The 16,327-nt window shown below is 67.4% G+C and carries 6 protein-coding genes; 4 read left to right on the forward strand and 2 right to left on the reverse strand.

Going from position 1 to position 16,327, the window contains the following annotated elements; genetic code table 11:
- Positions 1-138 precede the first annotated feature (138 nt).
- Positions 139-3,699, reverse strand: coding sequence for an FG-GAP-like repeat-containing protein (locus OG595_RS24030; RefSeq protein ID WP_329275229.1), 3,561 nt, complete (start codon positions 3,697-3,699; stop codon positions 139-141).
- Between the two features lie 583 nt (positions 3,700-4,282).
- Here OG595_RS24030 and OG595_RS24035 point away from each other — a divergent pair.
- Entirely contained in the window at positions 4,283-12,406 is an 8,124-nt protein-coding gene (locus OG595_RS24035; protein ID WP_329275231.1) for a ricin-type beta-trefoil lectin domain protein, read from the forward strand.
- 2 nt (positions 12,407-12,408) lie between these two features.
- Positions 12,409-12,768 (forward strand): hypothetical protein, encoded by a 360-nt coding sequence (locus OG595_RS24040; protein ID WP_329275233.1) that lies wholly within the window; start codon positions 12,409-12,411, stop codon positions 12,766-12,768.
- 818 nt (positions 12,769-13,586) lie between these two features.
- Here OG595_RS24040 and OG595_RS24045 read toward each other — a convergent pair.
- Complete coding sequence (locus OG595_RS24045; RefSeq protein ID WP_329283141.1) at positions 13,587-14,825, reverse strand: IS701 family transposase; 1,239 nt, start codon at positions 14,823-14,825, stop codon at positions 13,587-13,589.
- Between the two features lie 42 nt (positions 14,826-14,867).
- Between OG595_RS24045 and OG595_RS24050 the strand changes: the two genes are divergently transcribed.
- Together OG595_RS24050 and OG595_RS24055 are read left to right on the forward strand one after the other, a co-directional pair.
- Positions 14,868-15,464, forward strand: coding sequence for a pentapeptide repeat-containing protein (locus OG595_RS24050; RefSeq protein WP_329275236.1), 597 nt, complete (start codon positions 14,868-14,870; stop codon positions 15,462-15,464).
- Positions 15,465-15,515: 51 nt separating this feature from the next.
- Complete coding sequence (locus OG595_RS24055) at positions 15,516-16,316, forward strand: hypothetical protein (RefSeq protein WP_329275238.1); 801 nt, start codon at positions 15,516-15,518, stop codon at positions 16,314-16,316.
- The last annotated feature ends 11 nt before the right edge of the window (positions 16,317-16,327 follow it).

The raw sequence follows: 16,327 nt of genomic DNA on the forward strand, positions 1-16,327 counted from the left end.
CAGGCCAGCTCTCTGATCTGGGGTTCTTTGATTTTTTATGTCGTCTCGTCCTGCTGGTGGCGCCATGGGGGAACTGTGTCGCGTGGAGGGTCCGGCTCGCGGCCGGTACCGCCGACTTGGAAGAGGCCTGGTGCTCTGCTAGCCGATGGCTCCGATGATGAGGGTCTTCCCTGTGTACGTGGTGGCGCTGATGCCGGTGGCGGTGCCGTCGAGGCGGTAGAGGAGGCCGGCCGGGGTGATGGCCCAGATGTCGGGGAGGTCGGTGCTGGTCATGCCGGGGCTGCCGTACAGGAAGGGGTAGGTGGCGGTGGTGAAGCCGCCCTCGGCGTAGAGGTCGTCGCCGTCGAGGCTGACGGCGGAGCTGGCCAGGGTGGCCCAGTCGGTGGTACCGGTGCTGGTGGCGGCGGAGTGGCGGAGCCAGAGGTTGCCTGCGGCGGTGCGGTAGATCATGTCGATGGTGCCGTCGGAGTTGAAGTCGGCGAGGCTGACGATGTCGCGGTCCGACCAGGCGCTGGCGGAGAGCCGGGTGGCGGTGGCGAAGCTTCCGCCGCTGTAGCCGGAGAAGATCCACAGGGCGTCACCGGACACGGCGAGGAGTTCGGGCTGTTCGTCGCCGTTGGCGTCGCCCATCGACTTGATCTCGGTCAGGGTGGCGGGATCGGGGGCGTTCGAGGGGAGCTGGATCTTCTGGCGCTGTGAGACGTCGGTGCCGCCGTATCCGTCGCCGGGGTAGAGGTAGAGGCCGCCGTCCGGGGTGCGGACGACGAAGTCGGTGATGCCGTCGCCGGGGGCGAAGTCGCCGTTGTGGGTGATGAGGGCGTAGGTGCTGGAGCCGTTCCACCAGTGGCCGACGGAGGTGGCGTCGGTGAGGAGGGTGCCCTCGTCGTGGGTGGTCGTGGTGGAGGCGACGTAGGTGCCGGTGTTGGTGATGCTCTCGATGTAGAGCTTGCCGGTGGTGCGGATGGCGGCGAAGTCGGGGATCTGGTCGCCGGTGTAGTCGGCGGCGCCGTCCGGTACGGCCTTGGGGGTGACGTAGAAGACGTACTTCTTGGCGTTGGAGGCGTTGCCGGCGGCGTCGTACGCCTTGATGTACAGGACGTTGGGTCCGGCCAGGGTGGGCTTGCCGGTGACGGTCTTGGAGGTGATGACCGTGGAGCAGGAGGCGGTGGGGCCGCCGGTGGTGCCGGAGGTGGAGGCGCAGACGTAGTTGGCGTAGGTGGTGGAGTTGAAGGAGTACGCGTACTTCACGACGTCGGTGTCGGTGGTGGAGAAGGTGAAGGCGCCGGAGGTGCCGAAGGTCTCCGTTGACCAGACGCTGCCGTTCCCGCTGCTGCCGTCGGGCTTGAGGTCCTCGGGGAAGACGGTGGAGACGGCCCCGGGGGTGGTGGGGATGGACGTGTTGTAGGTGAAGCGGCAGACGTCGTCGCCGGTGGTGGGGGCCCAGCCGGAGTCGGTTCCGTCGTCGTCCTCGGCCCGTACCCGCCAGGAGTAGTCGTAGCCGTTGGTGAACTTGGTGCCGGCGATCGACCAGGAGGCGGCGCCGGTGGCGGTGGCGGCGGTCTTTGTGGCGGTGACCTTGGTGGTGGTGCTGTAACCCGTCCGCCAGTACTCGAAGTAGAGGGAGGCGAGGTCGCCGTCGGGGTCGGTGGCCTTGGCGGACAGGGTGATGGTGGTCTGCTTGCCGATGTTGATGTAGGGGCTGGCCGAGGTGTCGCAGGTGCCGGCGGTGATGGCGAGGTTGGTGGGGGTGTTCGGGGCGCGGACGTAGAGGATGGACAGCGCGGGGGCGTCGGTGTTCTCGGCCTTGAACTTCTTCCAGGTGTAGGGGTCGGTCTCGGCGGTGGAGCCGGAGGCGGAGTTGGCGCGCAGCCCGATGGTGAAGGAGGTCCAGCCGCCGTCGGCGGCGGACTGGGCGAGGGACTTGATGCTGAAGTCGACGTAGGCGTCGGGGCAGCTGCTGGACTTCCAGCCGTGGGCGAAGGACTTCTCGGTGATGAGCGTCTTCCACGAGGGCTGGTTGTTCCAGGTGGTGGACGAGGAGATGCCGCCGGTGTGCCACAGCTCGACCTGGCGGGCCGAGCACGACCAGGAGTGGGTCTCCCGGACCTTGACGGTGGCGGATCTGACGGTGGCGCCCTTGATCGTCTTCTTGAGCTTGAGCCTGAAGAAGGAGCGGGCGGTGCCCCAGGTGTCGGACTCGTAGCCGACGCGGGCCTCGGTGGTGCCCGTGTTGTAGTTCGCGCCGTCGAAGAAGCTGGAGGAGGGGTACCTCTTGTAGGCGGTGGTCCAGGCGTCGGTGACCCCGGAGACGGACGGGTCGATGAAGACCGGGTAGGTGGTGTCGGCGGCGGTGAGGAGTTTGGTGTCCGCGCGGACGGTGAGGTAGGCGCCGTCGGTCAGGAGGGCCTGGGCGGTGGCGGCGTGGGTGCCTGGGACGGGACCGGCCAGACCTCGCAGGGCCAGGGTGTCGGCTGTGGACAGGCCGGCCGGGGCCGCGCGGGTGAAGCTCGCGGGCTCGGCACTGGCGGTCTCGGTGTCGTCGCCCGTGCTGGTGTCGGGTGAAGCGGTGGCGGATGTCGACCCGTTGTCCGGGGTGGTCTCCTCCGGGGTGACGGCCTCGTCGTTCTCGCCCTCGGTGATGGTCTCCTCGTCCGTCTCCTCCGAGGCCGACGTGCTGGGTTCGGCCTCGGTGCTGCCGGTGTCCTCGTCGGTGGGATCGGGGTCGTCGCCGATCGTGGTGTCGGGGGTGCCCGCGGAGTCCCACATCAGGGGGGTGGGGGAGACGGCGACCTCGGTGCCGTCGGAGGTGTGGGCGGTGACGGTGTCGGTGGCCGGGTCGATCTGGAAGGTGAGGTCGGGGGAGGTGAGCCGGTAGGTGAGCTCGGTCAGGGCCTCGTCGGCCGCTGCCTCGGGGGTGTGGACGATCAGTACGTGGGAGAAGCCGGTGTCGCGGGCGGTCAGCAGGAGGTCCACGTCGGGAAGGACGTCCCGGTAGAGGGCCTGGGCGCCGGTGACGACCGGTTCGGGCAGGGCACCGGGCCAGGACACGGTCAGTTCGTGTCCGCCGGTGGTGAGGGTGACCAGGTCCGACCACGTGCTCGGGATGGTGGGGGCCGCCGGGTCCTCCTCGGTGGCCCCGGTGCCCGACTCGTTGTCGTCGTCGGCGGTGGTGTACGCGGCCTGCTGCGGACCGGCGTACGCGGCCTGCCGTGCACCGGCGTAACCGGCCTGGCGCAGACCCGACTTGACCGCGCCACCGCTGTCGCCGGAGTTGCCGGGATCACCCGAGGAGAAGGTGACCGGGGTGGGGGAGGCGGTGGTGGTCCAGCCCTGTTCGGTGGCGACCAGGCCGGTGTCGATGTCCTGCCACTGCCCGTCGGCGTTCCTGGCGCGTATGGGCTGGGCGTGGGTGGTGAGGGTGAAGGTTCCGTCGGGGTTGGCGTAGGTGGTGGACGACTCGTCGCGCAGCGCGGTGACCTCTACCTTCGTGCCGGTTGCACGGGCCTTGTCCTGCGCGGTGTCCTCGTCCACCGGCTTCACTCTGGCGGCGGGCTTCTCCGGTCCTGACCCGGGAGTGCCGAAGCCGAGGTCGGATTCGAGCAGGGTCAGGCCCAGAGCGGTCGCGGTGACCGCGGCGACGAGCGCCACGAGTGGCTTCGTCCGCCGGTGGCCGGCTCTCTTGGTGGGTTGCTCGTCCACGGTGTTTCCCGTCCCCTCACGCATATCTCTGACGCCGCCCCGAATTCCTCTCCGGCCGTTTTTGGACACACCACGGGCAAGAGGATCGCTGAGGAAGTATCCCCCCTCTCGGGAATACCTTTCGAGGATGCGGCGAATGCTGTGCGGACGCTATGCGTCCGGAATTGGGAGAGATAAATTCCTTGCGTGGTGGGTCGGTGTGTGCCGCACTGCGGAGGGGGTCGGACGTAACGTGACGAGAACGGTCAATATTCAGGTCGAGTCATCCATTTTTTGCCTTCAGTATGCCAAATGAATAGTTTTTCTTGGGTTGTGATCTTGCGAGATAATAAAACCCTCCTGTGTGTGATCGGGTTCTTTTGCCGTCGCCGCACCGATTGCGCCGTTGTCTATTCGTTATAAATGCAGGTCGGTATTGACCGAAGATCCTCAGGGCGTGTAGAAATCGCGCTCGTATCAATCGTGTTGTGACGCCGCCTGCCCAATCACCGCGCTGTCGAGGGTGTTTCGGGATTCCGGGATTGCGTGGGTCGAGAGAACGGGGACGGCGGTGCGCAGTGCTTCCAGGTATGGGCGCGGGGCGTTGAGAGCGACGCGTGCGCGGCGTGCGCGGGCCCGACTGGCCGTGGTGAGCGGTCTGTTCCTGGCGCTGATGCTGGGGGCCTCGCCGGTGGCCTATGCCCTGCCGCCCACGGACGACGCCCGTACCGGCGTGGACCTGGTGGAGCTGCCCGAGGCCGACGCGCTCGCCGAGGACGGCACCACGACGGCCTCGCTCGAGTCCCTGGAGACGGTGACCTCCACCGAGGTCGACGACTTCCAGGCCCTGTACACCGAACCCATCGAGGGGGGTTCGGCCGCGGCCAGCCTGACCGGTCTGGAGGCCGGTGAGCTGGTGAAGGTCACCGCCACGGACGGCACCGTCCCGGTCGAGATCGGCGCGCCGGCGGACGCGACGACCGCGGAGGCGACAGCCCTTGAGGGCAACTGGTCGGTGGCGATGGCCTCGGACGCGGAGGCGGACGCCGCCGGTGTGGAGGGCGTGGTCCTGGAGGTCGCGCCGCCGTCCACCGCGACGGGCGAGGCTGTCATCGCGCTGGACGCCGCGGACTTCTCGCAGAACTACGGCGCGGAGTGGATGGACCGCCTGGACTTCTGGATGTACCCGTCCTGCTTCCTGACCACCCCCGATGTGGAGGGCTGCTCGGAGCCGACCGCGGTGCCCACCGAGGTGGTGTACGACGAGGTCGCCACCACCATCACCGACACGACCGTCGACGAGGACACCGGGGCGAGCACCACCACCGAGAAGGCGGGCACCGACCTCGCGCCGTCGATCCGCGTCACGGTGGACGTGGAGGCGCTGGTGGCCGACCCGACCGCCACCACGTCCACGGAGTCCACGGCTTCGACGGCCGCCACGTCCGGTACGGGGTCGGTGTCCAGCGCCGTGTACACCACCCCCGCGGACACCGACTCCGACTCCGGTATCCGCACCGTCGCGAGCGGCTCGTCGGGCTCGGGTGTGCTGATGGGCAACTCCGACGGTGCCGGCGCGGGCGGTGACTTCGCGGCGACCCCGTTGCCCGCGTCCGGTTCGTGGTCGGCGGGTTCCTCCTCGGGCGCGTTCACCTACTCGTATCCGCTGGCCGGTCCGGCGGTGCCGAACGGGCCGACGCCGAACGTGGCCTTCTCGTACAACTCCCAGTCGGTGGACGGCAAGACGTCCTCGACGAACAACCAGGCGTCCGGGATCGGCGAGGGCTGGTCCTGGGACCCGGGCAGCATCACCCGGACGTACACCTCGTGCATGCTGGACGCGACCACGGGAGCGAACAACAAGGGCAAGACGTCCGCCGACCTGTGCTACGGCACCAAGAACGCGACGCTGACCCTGAACGGGACGACCACCGAACTGGTCTACGAGTCCGGGGTGTGGCGCACCGCGAACGGTGACAACACCAAGATCGAGCTGCTGACGAACACCGCGCTGGCCAACGGGGACGACGACGGTGAGTACTGGCGCATCACCGACACCGCGGGCACCCAGTACTACTACGGGCTGAACCACCTTCCCGGCTGGACGTCCGGAAAGGACACCACCGACTCGGTGTTCACCGTGCCGGTCGCCTCCAACCACGACGGAGAGCCCGGCTACAACGCCACGTTCAAGAACTCCTTCCAGGACCAGGCCTGGAAGTGGAACCTGGACTACGTCGTCGACGTCAACGGCAACGCCATGTCCCTGTGGTGGGGGTCCGAGACCAACCACTACGCCAAGGCCTTCGACTTCGACAACCCTGTCGCCTACGAGCGCGGCGGCTACCTCAAGCGCATCGACTACGGACAGCGCTCCGACACCCTCTACACCGCAGAGCCGCTGGCCCGGATGGCCTTCACCTCGGACGAACGGTGCCTTGAGTCCGAGGCCAAGTGCACCGCCGACCACTTCACCTCCGGCAACTGGTCGGAGAACCACATCTGGTACGACACGCCCGCCGACCTGTACTGCGGCTCCTCGGGCGAGTGCACGACCCCCTCGCCGACCTTCTGGTCCCGCAAGCTGATCACCCAGGTGACCTCCTGCACCCAGCGGGTCAAGGGCGCCTCCCTGACCCCGTACGACTCGTCGACCGGCACCGGCGACCGGCACGCCTGCGCGCTGTCCGGGCAGACCAGCACCCCCCTGGCCAAGGTCGACCGGTGGTCGCTGAAGCAGTCCTTCCCCTGGGACAAGACCGGGCACTACACCGCCCTGTGGCTGGAGTCGGTCACCAGGACGGGCTACGGGGTGGACGGGTCCACCCAGACCCTGAACCCGGTGTCGTTCCACAGCAAGCTCCTGCCCAACCGGATACCCACCAGCTCCACCGACAAGGGCCCGACCTTCGACCGGCTGCGGATCGACACGGTGGTCTCGGAGTACGGCGGCGAGACCCAGGTCACCTACTCCACCCCCGAGGGCGCGTGCGACTCGGGCACCGGCTTCCCGGACCCCGACGAGAACCATCTGCTCTGCTACCCCGTGTACTGGCACGCCGACCCCGAACTGGCCGACCAGAAGATCTCCTGGTTCCAGAAGTACGTGGTCGACATGGTCGTCGAGATGCCGAACATGACCGGCGTCGACAACAAGACGACCAGCTACGCCTACACCACCCTCATCGACACGATCGACGGGGCGCTGTGGGCCTACAACCGGGCCGAGGGCACCCGGAAGAAGACCCGTACCTGGGACCAGTGGCGCGGCTACCCCCTGGTCACCGTCACGGTCGGCTCGAACATCACTGGTTCGAAGGCCACCAAGACCGCCACCCGATACTTCCGCGGCATGAGCGACGACCTGTACGTCTCCGGCAGCGGGACCAGCGCGGTGTGGAAGACGCGCGACATCACCATGTACGACGCCGACGAGACCATCAAGGCGGACAAGGAGCCGTACGCGGGCATGGTCGCCGAGGCGATCGTGTACGCGGACGGGTCCTCCGCCGCGGGCTGGGTGTCGAGGACGGTCAACATCCCCGACGACCCGACGGTCCTCGCCACCCGTGTCCGAGGCGTCGCCGACACCGACACCGGCCGGGTGATCACCGACGATCCCGACCTGTACGCCTGGCGGGTCACCATCGACACCACCAGGACGGTCACCAGGTCCTCCGGGAAGGGCGACGACTCCTCCGAACTGAGGACGGTCTCCACCCAGACCGACTACGACTCCACCTACGGTCTGCCCACCAAGGTCGTCTCCCACGGCGATCTCGCGGTGACCGGCGACGAGTCCTGCACCTACACGACGTACGTCAACGACACCTCGCTGAACCTGATCGGCCTGGTCTCCTCGACGATCTCGGTGAGCGGGACGAGCTGCGCGACCAGCCTGTCCTCGTCGACCGCGTCGACCCTGCTGTCGGCCTCGAAAATGGCCTACGACGGGGCGAGCGCGGCCTCGACCGGCCAGACGCTGACCAAGGGCCAGGTCACCAAGGTCTGGGACCCCACCGCGACCGGCACCGCCTGGAACAGCGTCCCGGCCTCCACCACGGGCTATGACGGCTACGGGCGGGTGGTCTCCTCCAAGGACTACCAGGGCAACGAGGACACCATCACCTTCACCCCGCCCGAGGGGCAGGTGTACTCGGTCACCTCGACGAACGCCAAGAGCCAGTCGTCGACCTCCACCCTGGATCCGGGCCGCGGGGTGGGGCTGACCGAGAAGGACGCCAACGGCAACGTCTCCTACGTCGCCTACGACCCGCTGGGCCGGGTGTGCGCCGGCTGGGAGGCCGGCACCACCCCGAACACCACCTACGGGCCGGTGTGCGAGGAGGACCTGCCCGTCGGCGACGACGGCGAGACCGCGAGGACCTGGGACGAGCAGTCCACCGGCAGGCCGAACGCGACCTTCGTCTACAACACCGACCCCAACAAGCCCGTCTCGGTGGTCACTTCAGGTCTGAAGGACGACGGCACCTACACCGACACCGCCGTCATCTACGACGGCCTCGGCCGGGTACGGCAGGAGCAGACCGGCGCGGTGGGCGGCAAGGGCCGCCTGATCACCGACACCCTCTACAACGGCAACGGCCAGATCCGCACCACCAACAACGCCTACTACACCGACGGCGACCCCGACACCTCGGTCTTCGCCCCCAAATCCACCTCGACCGTCCCCAACGCCACCCAGTACTCCTACGACGGCCTGGGCCGCACCACCACCATCACCCCCGTCTACAACTCCTACGTCCAGGACGGCAACCCCGACCCCTCCGACGGCACGGCGACCCAGAACCGCACCACCACCTACCTCTACGGCCTGGACTACACCACCGTCGTCCAGCCGACCGGCTCGGCCTCCTCCCGCACCTGGGTGGACACCCTGGGCCGCACCACCCGGATGGACACCTTCTCCTCGAAGTCCGCCGCCGAGTCCAACTCCTTCACCGCGTCCGACTTCAAGTCCACCCGCTACACCTACGACGCGCGCGGTGACCAGACAGGCGTCACCGACAGCGCCGGGAACGTCTGGAAGACCACCTACAACGCGATCGGCCAGCCGGACACCTCCACCGACCCCGACACCGGCACCACCACCCTCACCTACGACACCCTGGGCCGGGTCGCGACCTCGAAGAACCAGGCCGGGTTCACCACCAGGACCAGCTACGACGTCCTGGACCGCCCTCTCCTGATCGAGGACGACAGCACCGGCACCGACCTGCTGTCGTACACGTACGACGACACGACGGTCGCCAACGGGGTGGGCCAGCTGGCCAGAGCCACCCGCTACACCGACGGCAAGGCGTACACCACCTCGGTCGGCGGCTACACCCTGGACGGCAACCCGACGTCCAAGACCCTGACCCTGCCCGCGGTCGCGTCGGGGCTGCTCTCGACCGCGGAGGGCTTCGCCACCACCTACACCACCAACTACACGTACACCGAGTCCGGTCAGCTGGCCTCGTACACCACCCCCGCGATGGGCGGCCTGCCCGAGGAGAAGGTGATCGTCCGCTACAACGCGGACGGGCTGCCCGTCTCCACCTCCGGCACCGACTGGTACACCTCCCAGACGTCCTACAGCGTGTACGGGGAGGTACTGCGCACCACCACCGGCGAGCAGGGCTCACGGGTGTGGACGACCAACCTGTTCGACGAGGCGACCGGACAGGTCGAGACGACCCTGGTGGACCGCGAGTCGACCTCGGACGCGACGTCGGGACTGACCGGAAACCGGGTCAACGCCCGTACCTACGCCTACGACCTGTCGGGCAACATCACCACCACCGCCGACACCTACGCGGCCGTCGTGGACCGCCAGTGCTTCACCTACGACGGGATCGGCCAGCTCACCGAGGCCTGGACCACCCAGCGCACCGGGTGCACGGTGCCGGTCGCCACCGACGGCACGGTGAACGTGACCGCCGACAACGCCGGGTACTGGCAGTCGTACACCTACGACGAACTGGGCAACCGCAAGACCCTGAACACCCACAACGCCAAGGTGTCGTTCCTGCTGGACGGGACGGTGAACACCGCCGCCGACTCCACCACGTCCTACGTCTACGGCACCCCGGACGCCACGAAGGGCTCGGGCGTCGCCCAGCCGCACACCCTGACCTCGATGACGTCCGTCTACACCAGCGGCGGTTCGAAGGTGACCGCGGCCTCCGCCCTGGACTACGACGACCTGGGGCAGACCACGTCCCGCACGATCGGCGGGGACGAGCAGGGCATCACCTGGACGTGGGACGGCAAGGCGCAGACGGTCACGGGCTTCGGGGCGGCCGGTAAGGGCGCCTACACCTCGGGGCTCAGCGCGGGCATGTGCATGGACCTGTCCTCGGGGTCCACCACGGCCGGCACCGCGATCCAGATGTGGCCGTGCAACGGCAGCAAGGCCGAGCAGTTCCGTGTCGAGGACGCGGTCACCACCGACACCGCCACCACGGGGGCGCTGCAGGTGGCCGGGGTGTGCGTGCAGCCGACGGGCAAGGCCGTGGCGGCCGGTACCGCTGTCGTCGTCGCGGCCTGCGACGACACAGCCGGCCAGCAGTGGACGGTCACCTCCACCGGGGCCCTGAAGTACGCGGCCACCTCGATGTGTCTCGTCTCCCCCTCCAACTCCACCACCAGCGGTGTCGATCTTGTCCTGGGCGCCTGCGACGGCAGCACGGCCCAGGCCTGGAACCCGGCGGACGAGACGTCCTACGTGTACGACGCGTTCGGCAACCGGCTCATCTCCACCACCGCCAACGACCGGACGCTGTACCTGGACGACACCACTCTCTCGCTGCGCTCCACGGGTGCGGTGAACTACGTCGAGCGCTCCTACGCCCAGCCGGGCGCGCCCACGGTGACCCGCCGGGGTACGGGTGAGACGAACCTGTACGCCCTGGTCACCGACCATCACGGCACGCCGATGGCCGAGATCAAGCTCACCACCGGCAACCAGACCCAGTTCTCGCGGCTCGACCCGTACGGCAACGAGCGTACGGAGAGCTCCAACTTCCGCGCCCACACCGGTTATGTGGGCGGCACCGACGACAACACCACGGGTCTGACCCATCTGGGGGCGCGTGAGTACGACCCGTCGACCGGCCGGTTCCTGTCGGCCGACCCGGTCCTGGACCTCACCGATCCGCTCCAGGCCAACGGCTACAACTACGCCAACAACAACCCCGTCACCCACGCGGATCCGACCGGTCTGACGTCGACGGCCTCCACGTTCGATGCGGCCGAGGCGGCGCTGGACGCGCAGATCGCCGCCCAGGAGAAGATCCTTTCCGGGTCGGTCGCGGACATCGTGCGGACGTACGGCTGGGCCCTGTTCAAGGAGTTCATCGGCTGGGACGACGTCATGGGCTGCTTCACGCAGGGTGACCTGTGGGCGTGCGGCTCTCTCCTGGTGGACGCCATCCCGTGGACGAAGGTCTTCAAGCTCGCCTACAAGGTCGCCAAGGTCGTCGGCCGGATCATCAGCGGCATCAAGGCTTTGAACAAGGCCAAGGATGTCGCCCGTAAGACCATCGCCTCGCTGAAGGCGGCGAAGGCCGCCGTCAAGCGGGCCAAGGCCGAGGCGAAACGCAAGGCCGCCGAAGCGTTGAAGAAAGCCAAGGAGAAGGCCCTGGCGGCGAAGGCCGCCGCGAAGAAGAAGACCGGCACCGGCTCCAAGGGCACGGCCGGCAAGGCCGAACACACCAAGGCATCCGCCAACGCCAAGTCCAACGACGGAAAGAGAGCCAAGGACAACCACGCCGACGGCGGGGACAGCACGGACGCCGACGACAGCGGATCGGGCGGGTCCTGCAAGAGGCACAGCTTCCTGCCCGGCACGAAGGTGTTGATGGCCGACGGCACCACCAAGAACATCGAGGACGTCGAGAACGGCGACAAGCTGGCCGCCAACGACCCCGAGACGTCGACGACCTCGGGCACCGAGACCGCCACGGCCACCATCACCACCTACGACGACAAGGACTTCACTGTCCTGACCGTCAAAACAGTCGACGGCACCACCTCGAAGCTGACCACCACCGACTCCCACCCATTCTGGGTCACCGACCCCGCCGCCGACCCCACCGACGGCACGTGGGTGGAGGGCGGCGACCTGAAGTCGGGCCAGTGGCTCCAGACGAGCGCTGGCACCCACGTCCAGATCACCGCGGTCAGCCGGTACACCAAGACGCAGACCACGCATGACCTGACCGTCAGTGACGTCCATACGTACTATGTGCTGGCGGGGGCTACGCCGGTACTCGTCCACAACTGCGACAGTGTTGTATTGGGAGTCGGCAAGCATTCGGATGCTCTTGCTGCCTCTCGCCGATCCGCAGGAGACCAGGCAGCTCACACTTTCAATGACAGTGATTACGGGGACATGGCTGAGAACGGTCTCCCCGCTTGGATGAACGGTGTTCAGGACGCAGTGGGGGACTCGAACACGAGGCTGACTGTGACACTTGACGGCCTCCCCGGTGACACTCCCGCCGAAGCGTTCGCGAATGCCTATATTCGCGGCGTGAAGGGTGGGCTGAAGATGGCGACGAAAACGGGGTACGGAACAGCATGGGAGATGAGCGTGATCGGCAGAAACGTCATGCTGGGTAATCGGAGTTGGGATTCCATCAACTGGCACTGGAATGGGATGCCGGCTACGATGCACATCCCTGACTTCGCGGCGATACGCAAGGCGGCGGGTATCCAGTGAGGGTGCTGTTCGAGTCAGACAGAGAGTTCTTGGTGTGGAGTTTCAACGCATCGCACCGGCAGCTGATTCTGCGTAGTAATCCTGACCGCATCGCTCGGACCAATACACGAGTGGAGATCTACTTCGGGCATGTCGAATTCATGTCCCTCCGCTCCACCTACTCGGGGATCATGCTTTCGGAAGCCGGGCCGGACGAGGTGTTGGAGATCTCTTCACGAGTTCCGGATGGGTTGCGGCCCAGTGGAATTTACCTCCTTGGAGGAGATTTCACGAGCTTCGTGCTGTCCGCCAGGCCTGCCTGGCGTGAGGGTGAGTGTGACTTCGATGATCCGTCGCTGTTTGAATTTCCAGTGACTGAGTGACTCGAGCGGGAGCATGAGGGGAAGTGCCGTGCGGCGCTGTCGAGTTGCGGTGGTCGGGGTGCTGGCGCTGCTCCTGTCGGTGGGGTGCTCGGGGGACAAGGAGGCGCCGGAGTCGGCGGCTGGTTGGCGATACTTGCTCGTGGCGTTTATCGCCCGCGAGGTCCTAGAGGTCTGGTCGTCATCGCGAGGCAGTAGGGTCCCGTCTATGGGTGAGGAATGTGAGGCGATCGTCTACTGCGCAGGTAATGATATTCCGAGTGCGGACCCATCGGTGAGCCTTCCGTGGCGTACGTTGATGAAGACAGGGTGCCGAGGCGTATTGCGAATTCGTTCGCGGAATTTCTGCACGGTCTGGTCTCGTGTCGAACATACGGTGATGACGTGGACTGATTTCTGGTCGATGTCGACAGTGGCCCCGGCGATTTCTCGACGGTGAAGACGGTGACCTCCAGTAGCACGGGCGTTGAAGGCGACGGCCGCGGCGTCGGTGGACGGCTCGTGGAGTTGGTCGTACGGGGGCGACTCGATTATGGGCTTGCAGATGTCTGTAGGGGACTACGTGGACGTGCGGTGACCTGGGTGCCCGTCGGGTGAGGGGTGTGGTCTTCGGCAAGGGGAACGCGGGCGGGTGTTTCTGCGTCGTGCCTGGGGGCGGTGCGGCGGGGACGGCCGTCGTGTCGGTCTCTGTTGGCGAGGTGCGGTTGGCCGGGTCGTCGTGTGGGCGGCGTGGTGTGGGAACAGGTTTGGCTGGCGGTGTGTCAGTCATGGGCAGTACGACAAGAAAAGCGAACTAATACTCCAGCTGCAGATCGTGATCTTCATGTCTGGGATGCGGCTTGTCGTAGGTAATGGCTGTTCCGTGACCGTGCCTGGTGGCGGCGTCGCCAGTCGGACCAGCCGAGCCGGTGGGCCAGATCGTGAAGAGGCCGGACGGCAACGGTGATGAACAGTCGCTGGATCTCATTGCAGGTCAGCGGGATCAGACCGTCGGGTCCCGGCCGGTGGGCATGCTCGTCGGCTCGGACGACGGCGAGGAAGGCGTGGGCGAGCATGGCGAGGGTGACCCAGCGGCTCCAGGAGGGGTAGCGGCGGACCTGGTGCTCGTCGAGCCCGGCCAGGCCCTTCCCGGTCTGGAAGGCTTCCTCCACTCGCCACCTGGAACCGGCGATCCTAACCAGAGTGTTCAGCGGCACCAACTGGGCGGAATGGCAGCGGTAGTAGGCCAGTTCGCCGGTGGCTCGGTTGCGGCGGATCAGCAGCTGGCGCCCTCCTGATCCCGTGGCGACCAGATCGATCACGGCCCAGTCGTAGAAACGCTGTCCCTTCGCTCCCTGTCCGGCGGACAGCTTCTGCCAGGCCCGCCGGGGCAACTTGGCAGCCAGGGCATCCGCACGAAACTTGCCTGCCCCGGTGGCCACTTCGGCCGAACACGCCACTGCAAGCACGTAGCCCATGCCGCGTTCCTCCAGAGCGGACCACAGTTTCGGGTTGCCGCCATAGACCTCGTCGCCGGTCACCCAGCCGACATGGTGTCCGGCGTCCAGGAATCGTTCGATCATCACGCGGGCCAGCTCCGGCTTGGTCGCGAAGTCGGTGTCCTCGCCGAGTCCGGCCGCCCGGCAACGGTCGGGGTCAGAGATCCAGGAGCGCGGGATGTACAGCTCGCGGTCCACCGCTGCGTGCCCGCGGGCGCCGGCGTAGACAAGGTAGACGGCGACCTGGGAGTTTTCGATCCGGCCGGCGGTGCCGGTGTACTGGCGCTGGACCCCGACGGTGTGAGTGCCCTTCTTCACGTCGCCGGTCTCGTCCACGACCAGCACCGCGGCCTCGTCGTGCAGATGCTCCACGACATACTCGCGCACGTCGTCGCGGACGGCATCGGCGTCCCAGGCCGCCCGGCACAGCAGATGCTGCATGCCATGCGGATTCGCATCCCCGACCCACTCCGCGATCGTCCAGCAGTTCTTGCGCGGCAGGTCCGCCAGCAGTCCCAACACCAATCGCCCGGCCCGCCGCCGGGGTTCGACCCGGGCGAACCGGCCCGCGATACGCCCCATGGCCACCTCGAACGCCTCCCGCCAACGGACGGGATCTATGCTGTGACCTACGGCCACCGTCTGATCTTCTGTCTTCACACACCGATGATCACCGGTGGCCGCACCTGCTCCCGCACCAGCCCGGACCTGTGTGACCGGCTGACGGACGGCGAACTGCCGGAAATCCGGGCGACGGCCACCGCCCCGGCTGACACGCTGGCGCACATGACCACGCCACCGACCGCGAGACAACGACTCGCCGCGCTCCACAGCTATGCGGCCGTGAACGGTGAGGACTTCACCGGCCAGAACCTTGCTTCAGCTCGCACGTCGCAACTGCGGTTCACTCGCTGCTCGTTCATCGGGGCCGATCTACGCCACGCCACCCTGGACGGGTGTTGGTTCAAGTTCTGTGACTTCAGCGGCGCAGACCTGCGCGGGGCTTCACTGCGCGAGGTCAGCCTGGCCGGATGCGATCTACGGGGTGCTGATCTGCGCGACACCGATCTGACCGACGCCAGGTTCGGAAGCGTAAACACTGGCGTGCCCCCGCTCGGGCTGACCAACATCACCGGTGCCCGGTTCGACGGAGCGTCCTTGCGCAACATTCAAGCGGAAGGCGTCATCGGGTGGCCACCCGGGCACGGCGCGAACGAGTAGGCCCTGCCTGGCGGCAAGATCACGATCTACAGCTGGAGTACTAAGCACATCGTGAACAACTCCGGTATACGTCAGTCTCGTTCCACCGCCCGCGCCCGTACGGGTGCCGTGGCTGCTTGTGCCCTGGTGTCCCTCGTGGTGCTCACCGGCTGCGGTGGCTCCGGCAGCGGTGACTCCGCCGACGCCGAGGTCTCCACGTCGGCGTCCGCCGCGGAGACCTCCGCCGCAGCCTCCGCCGTCAAGCCGCTGACGTCCGGCGAGCTGGAGTCGGCGGCGCTGGTGAAGGCGGATCTGACCGGATACGAGGTGAGCACTCCCGCGAAGGCCGAGATCACCGCCGCGGACGCGGTGAAGGTGAGCGGGGAGGAATGCGCGCCGCTGGGGCGTGCGGTGGTCGGGACCGCTGTGGGGGAGCCGGCGGCGACCACGTACCGGCGGGTGACCAGTGCAGGCGGTACCGGTGCCACCTCCGCGGAGGCGGCGTTGGACATCAACACCGGCACGGTGACCCTTGCCTCCTACGCGAGCGCCGCCGACGCCACCGCCGCGTTGAAGTCCGTCACCGATGCTGTCACCGCGTGCGCGGGCGGCTTCCAGTGGACTGTCGGCGCCGAGCAGCTGGACGCGAGCAAGGTCACCGCGGGCACCGCGCCGGAGGCTGGTGAAGAGGCGGTCGCGTTCACCGCCGTCACCCCGATCGACGGCGTCGACGCCCCGTGGAAGGTGGTCGTCTTCCGTGACGGGGCCACCCTCGCCCACTTCACGGTGGCCAACGTGGCGGCCATGACCTCCGGCGAGGACTTCACCTTTCCGGCAGACCTTGTGACCGCCCAGGCCGGCAAGTTGGCCTGACCCGCTCGACA

It is taken from the genome of Streptomyces sp. NBC_01451 (genome assembly GCF_036227485.1).
Taxonomy (GTDB): Bacteria; Actinomycetota; Actinomycetes; order Streptomycetales; family Streptomycetaceae; genus Streptomyces.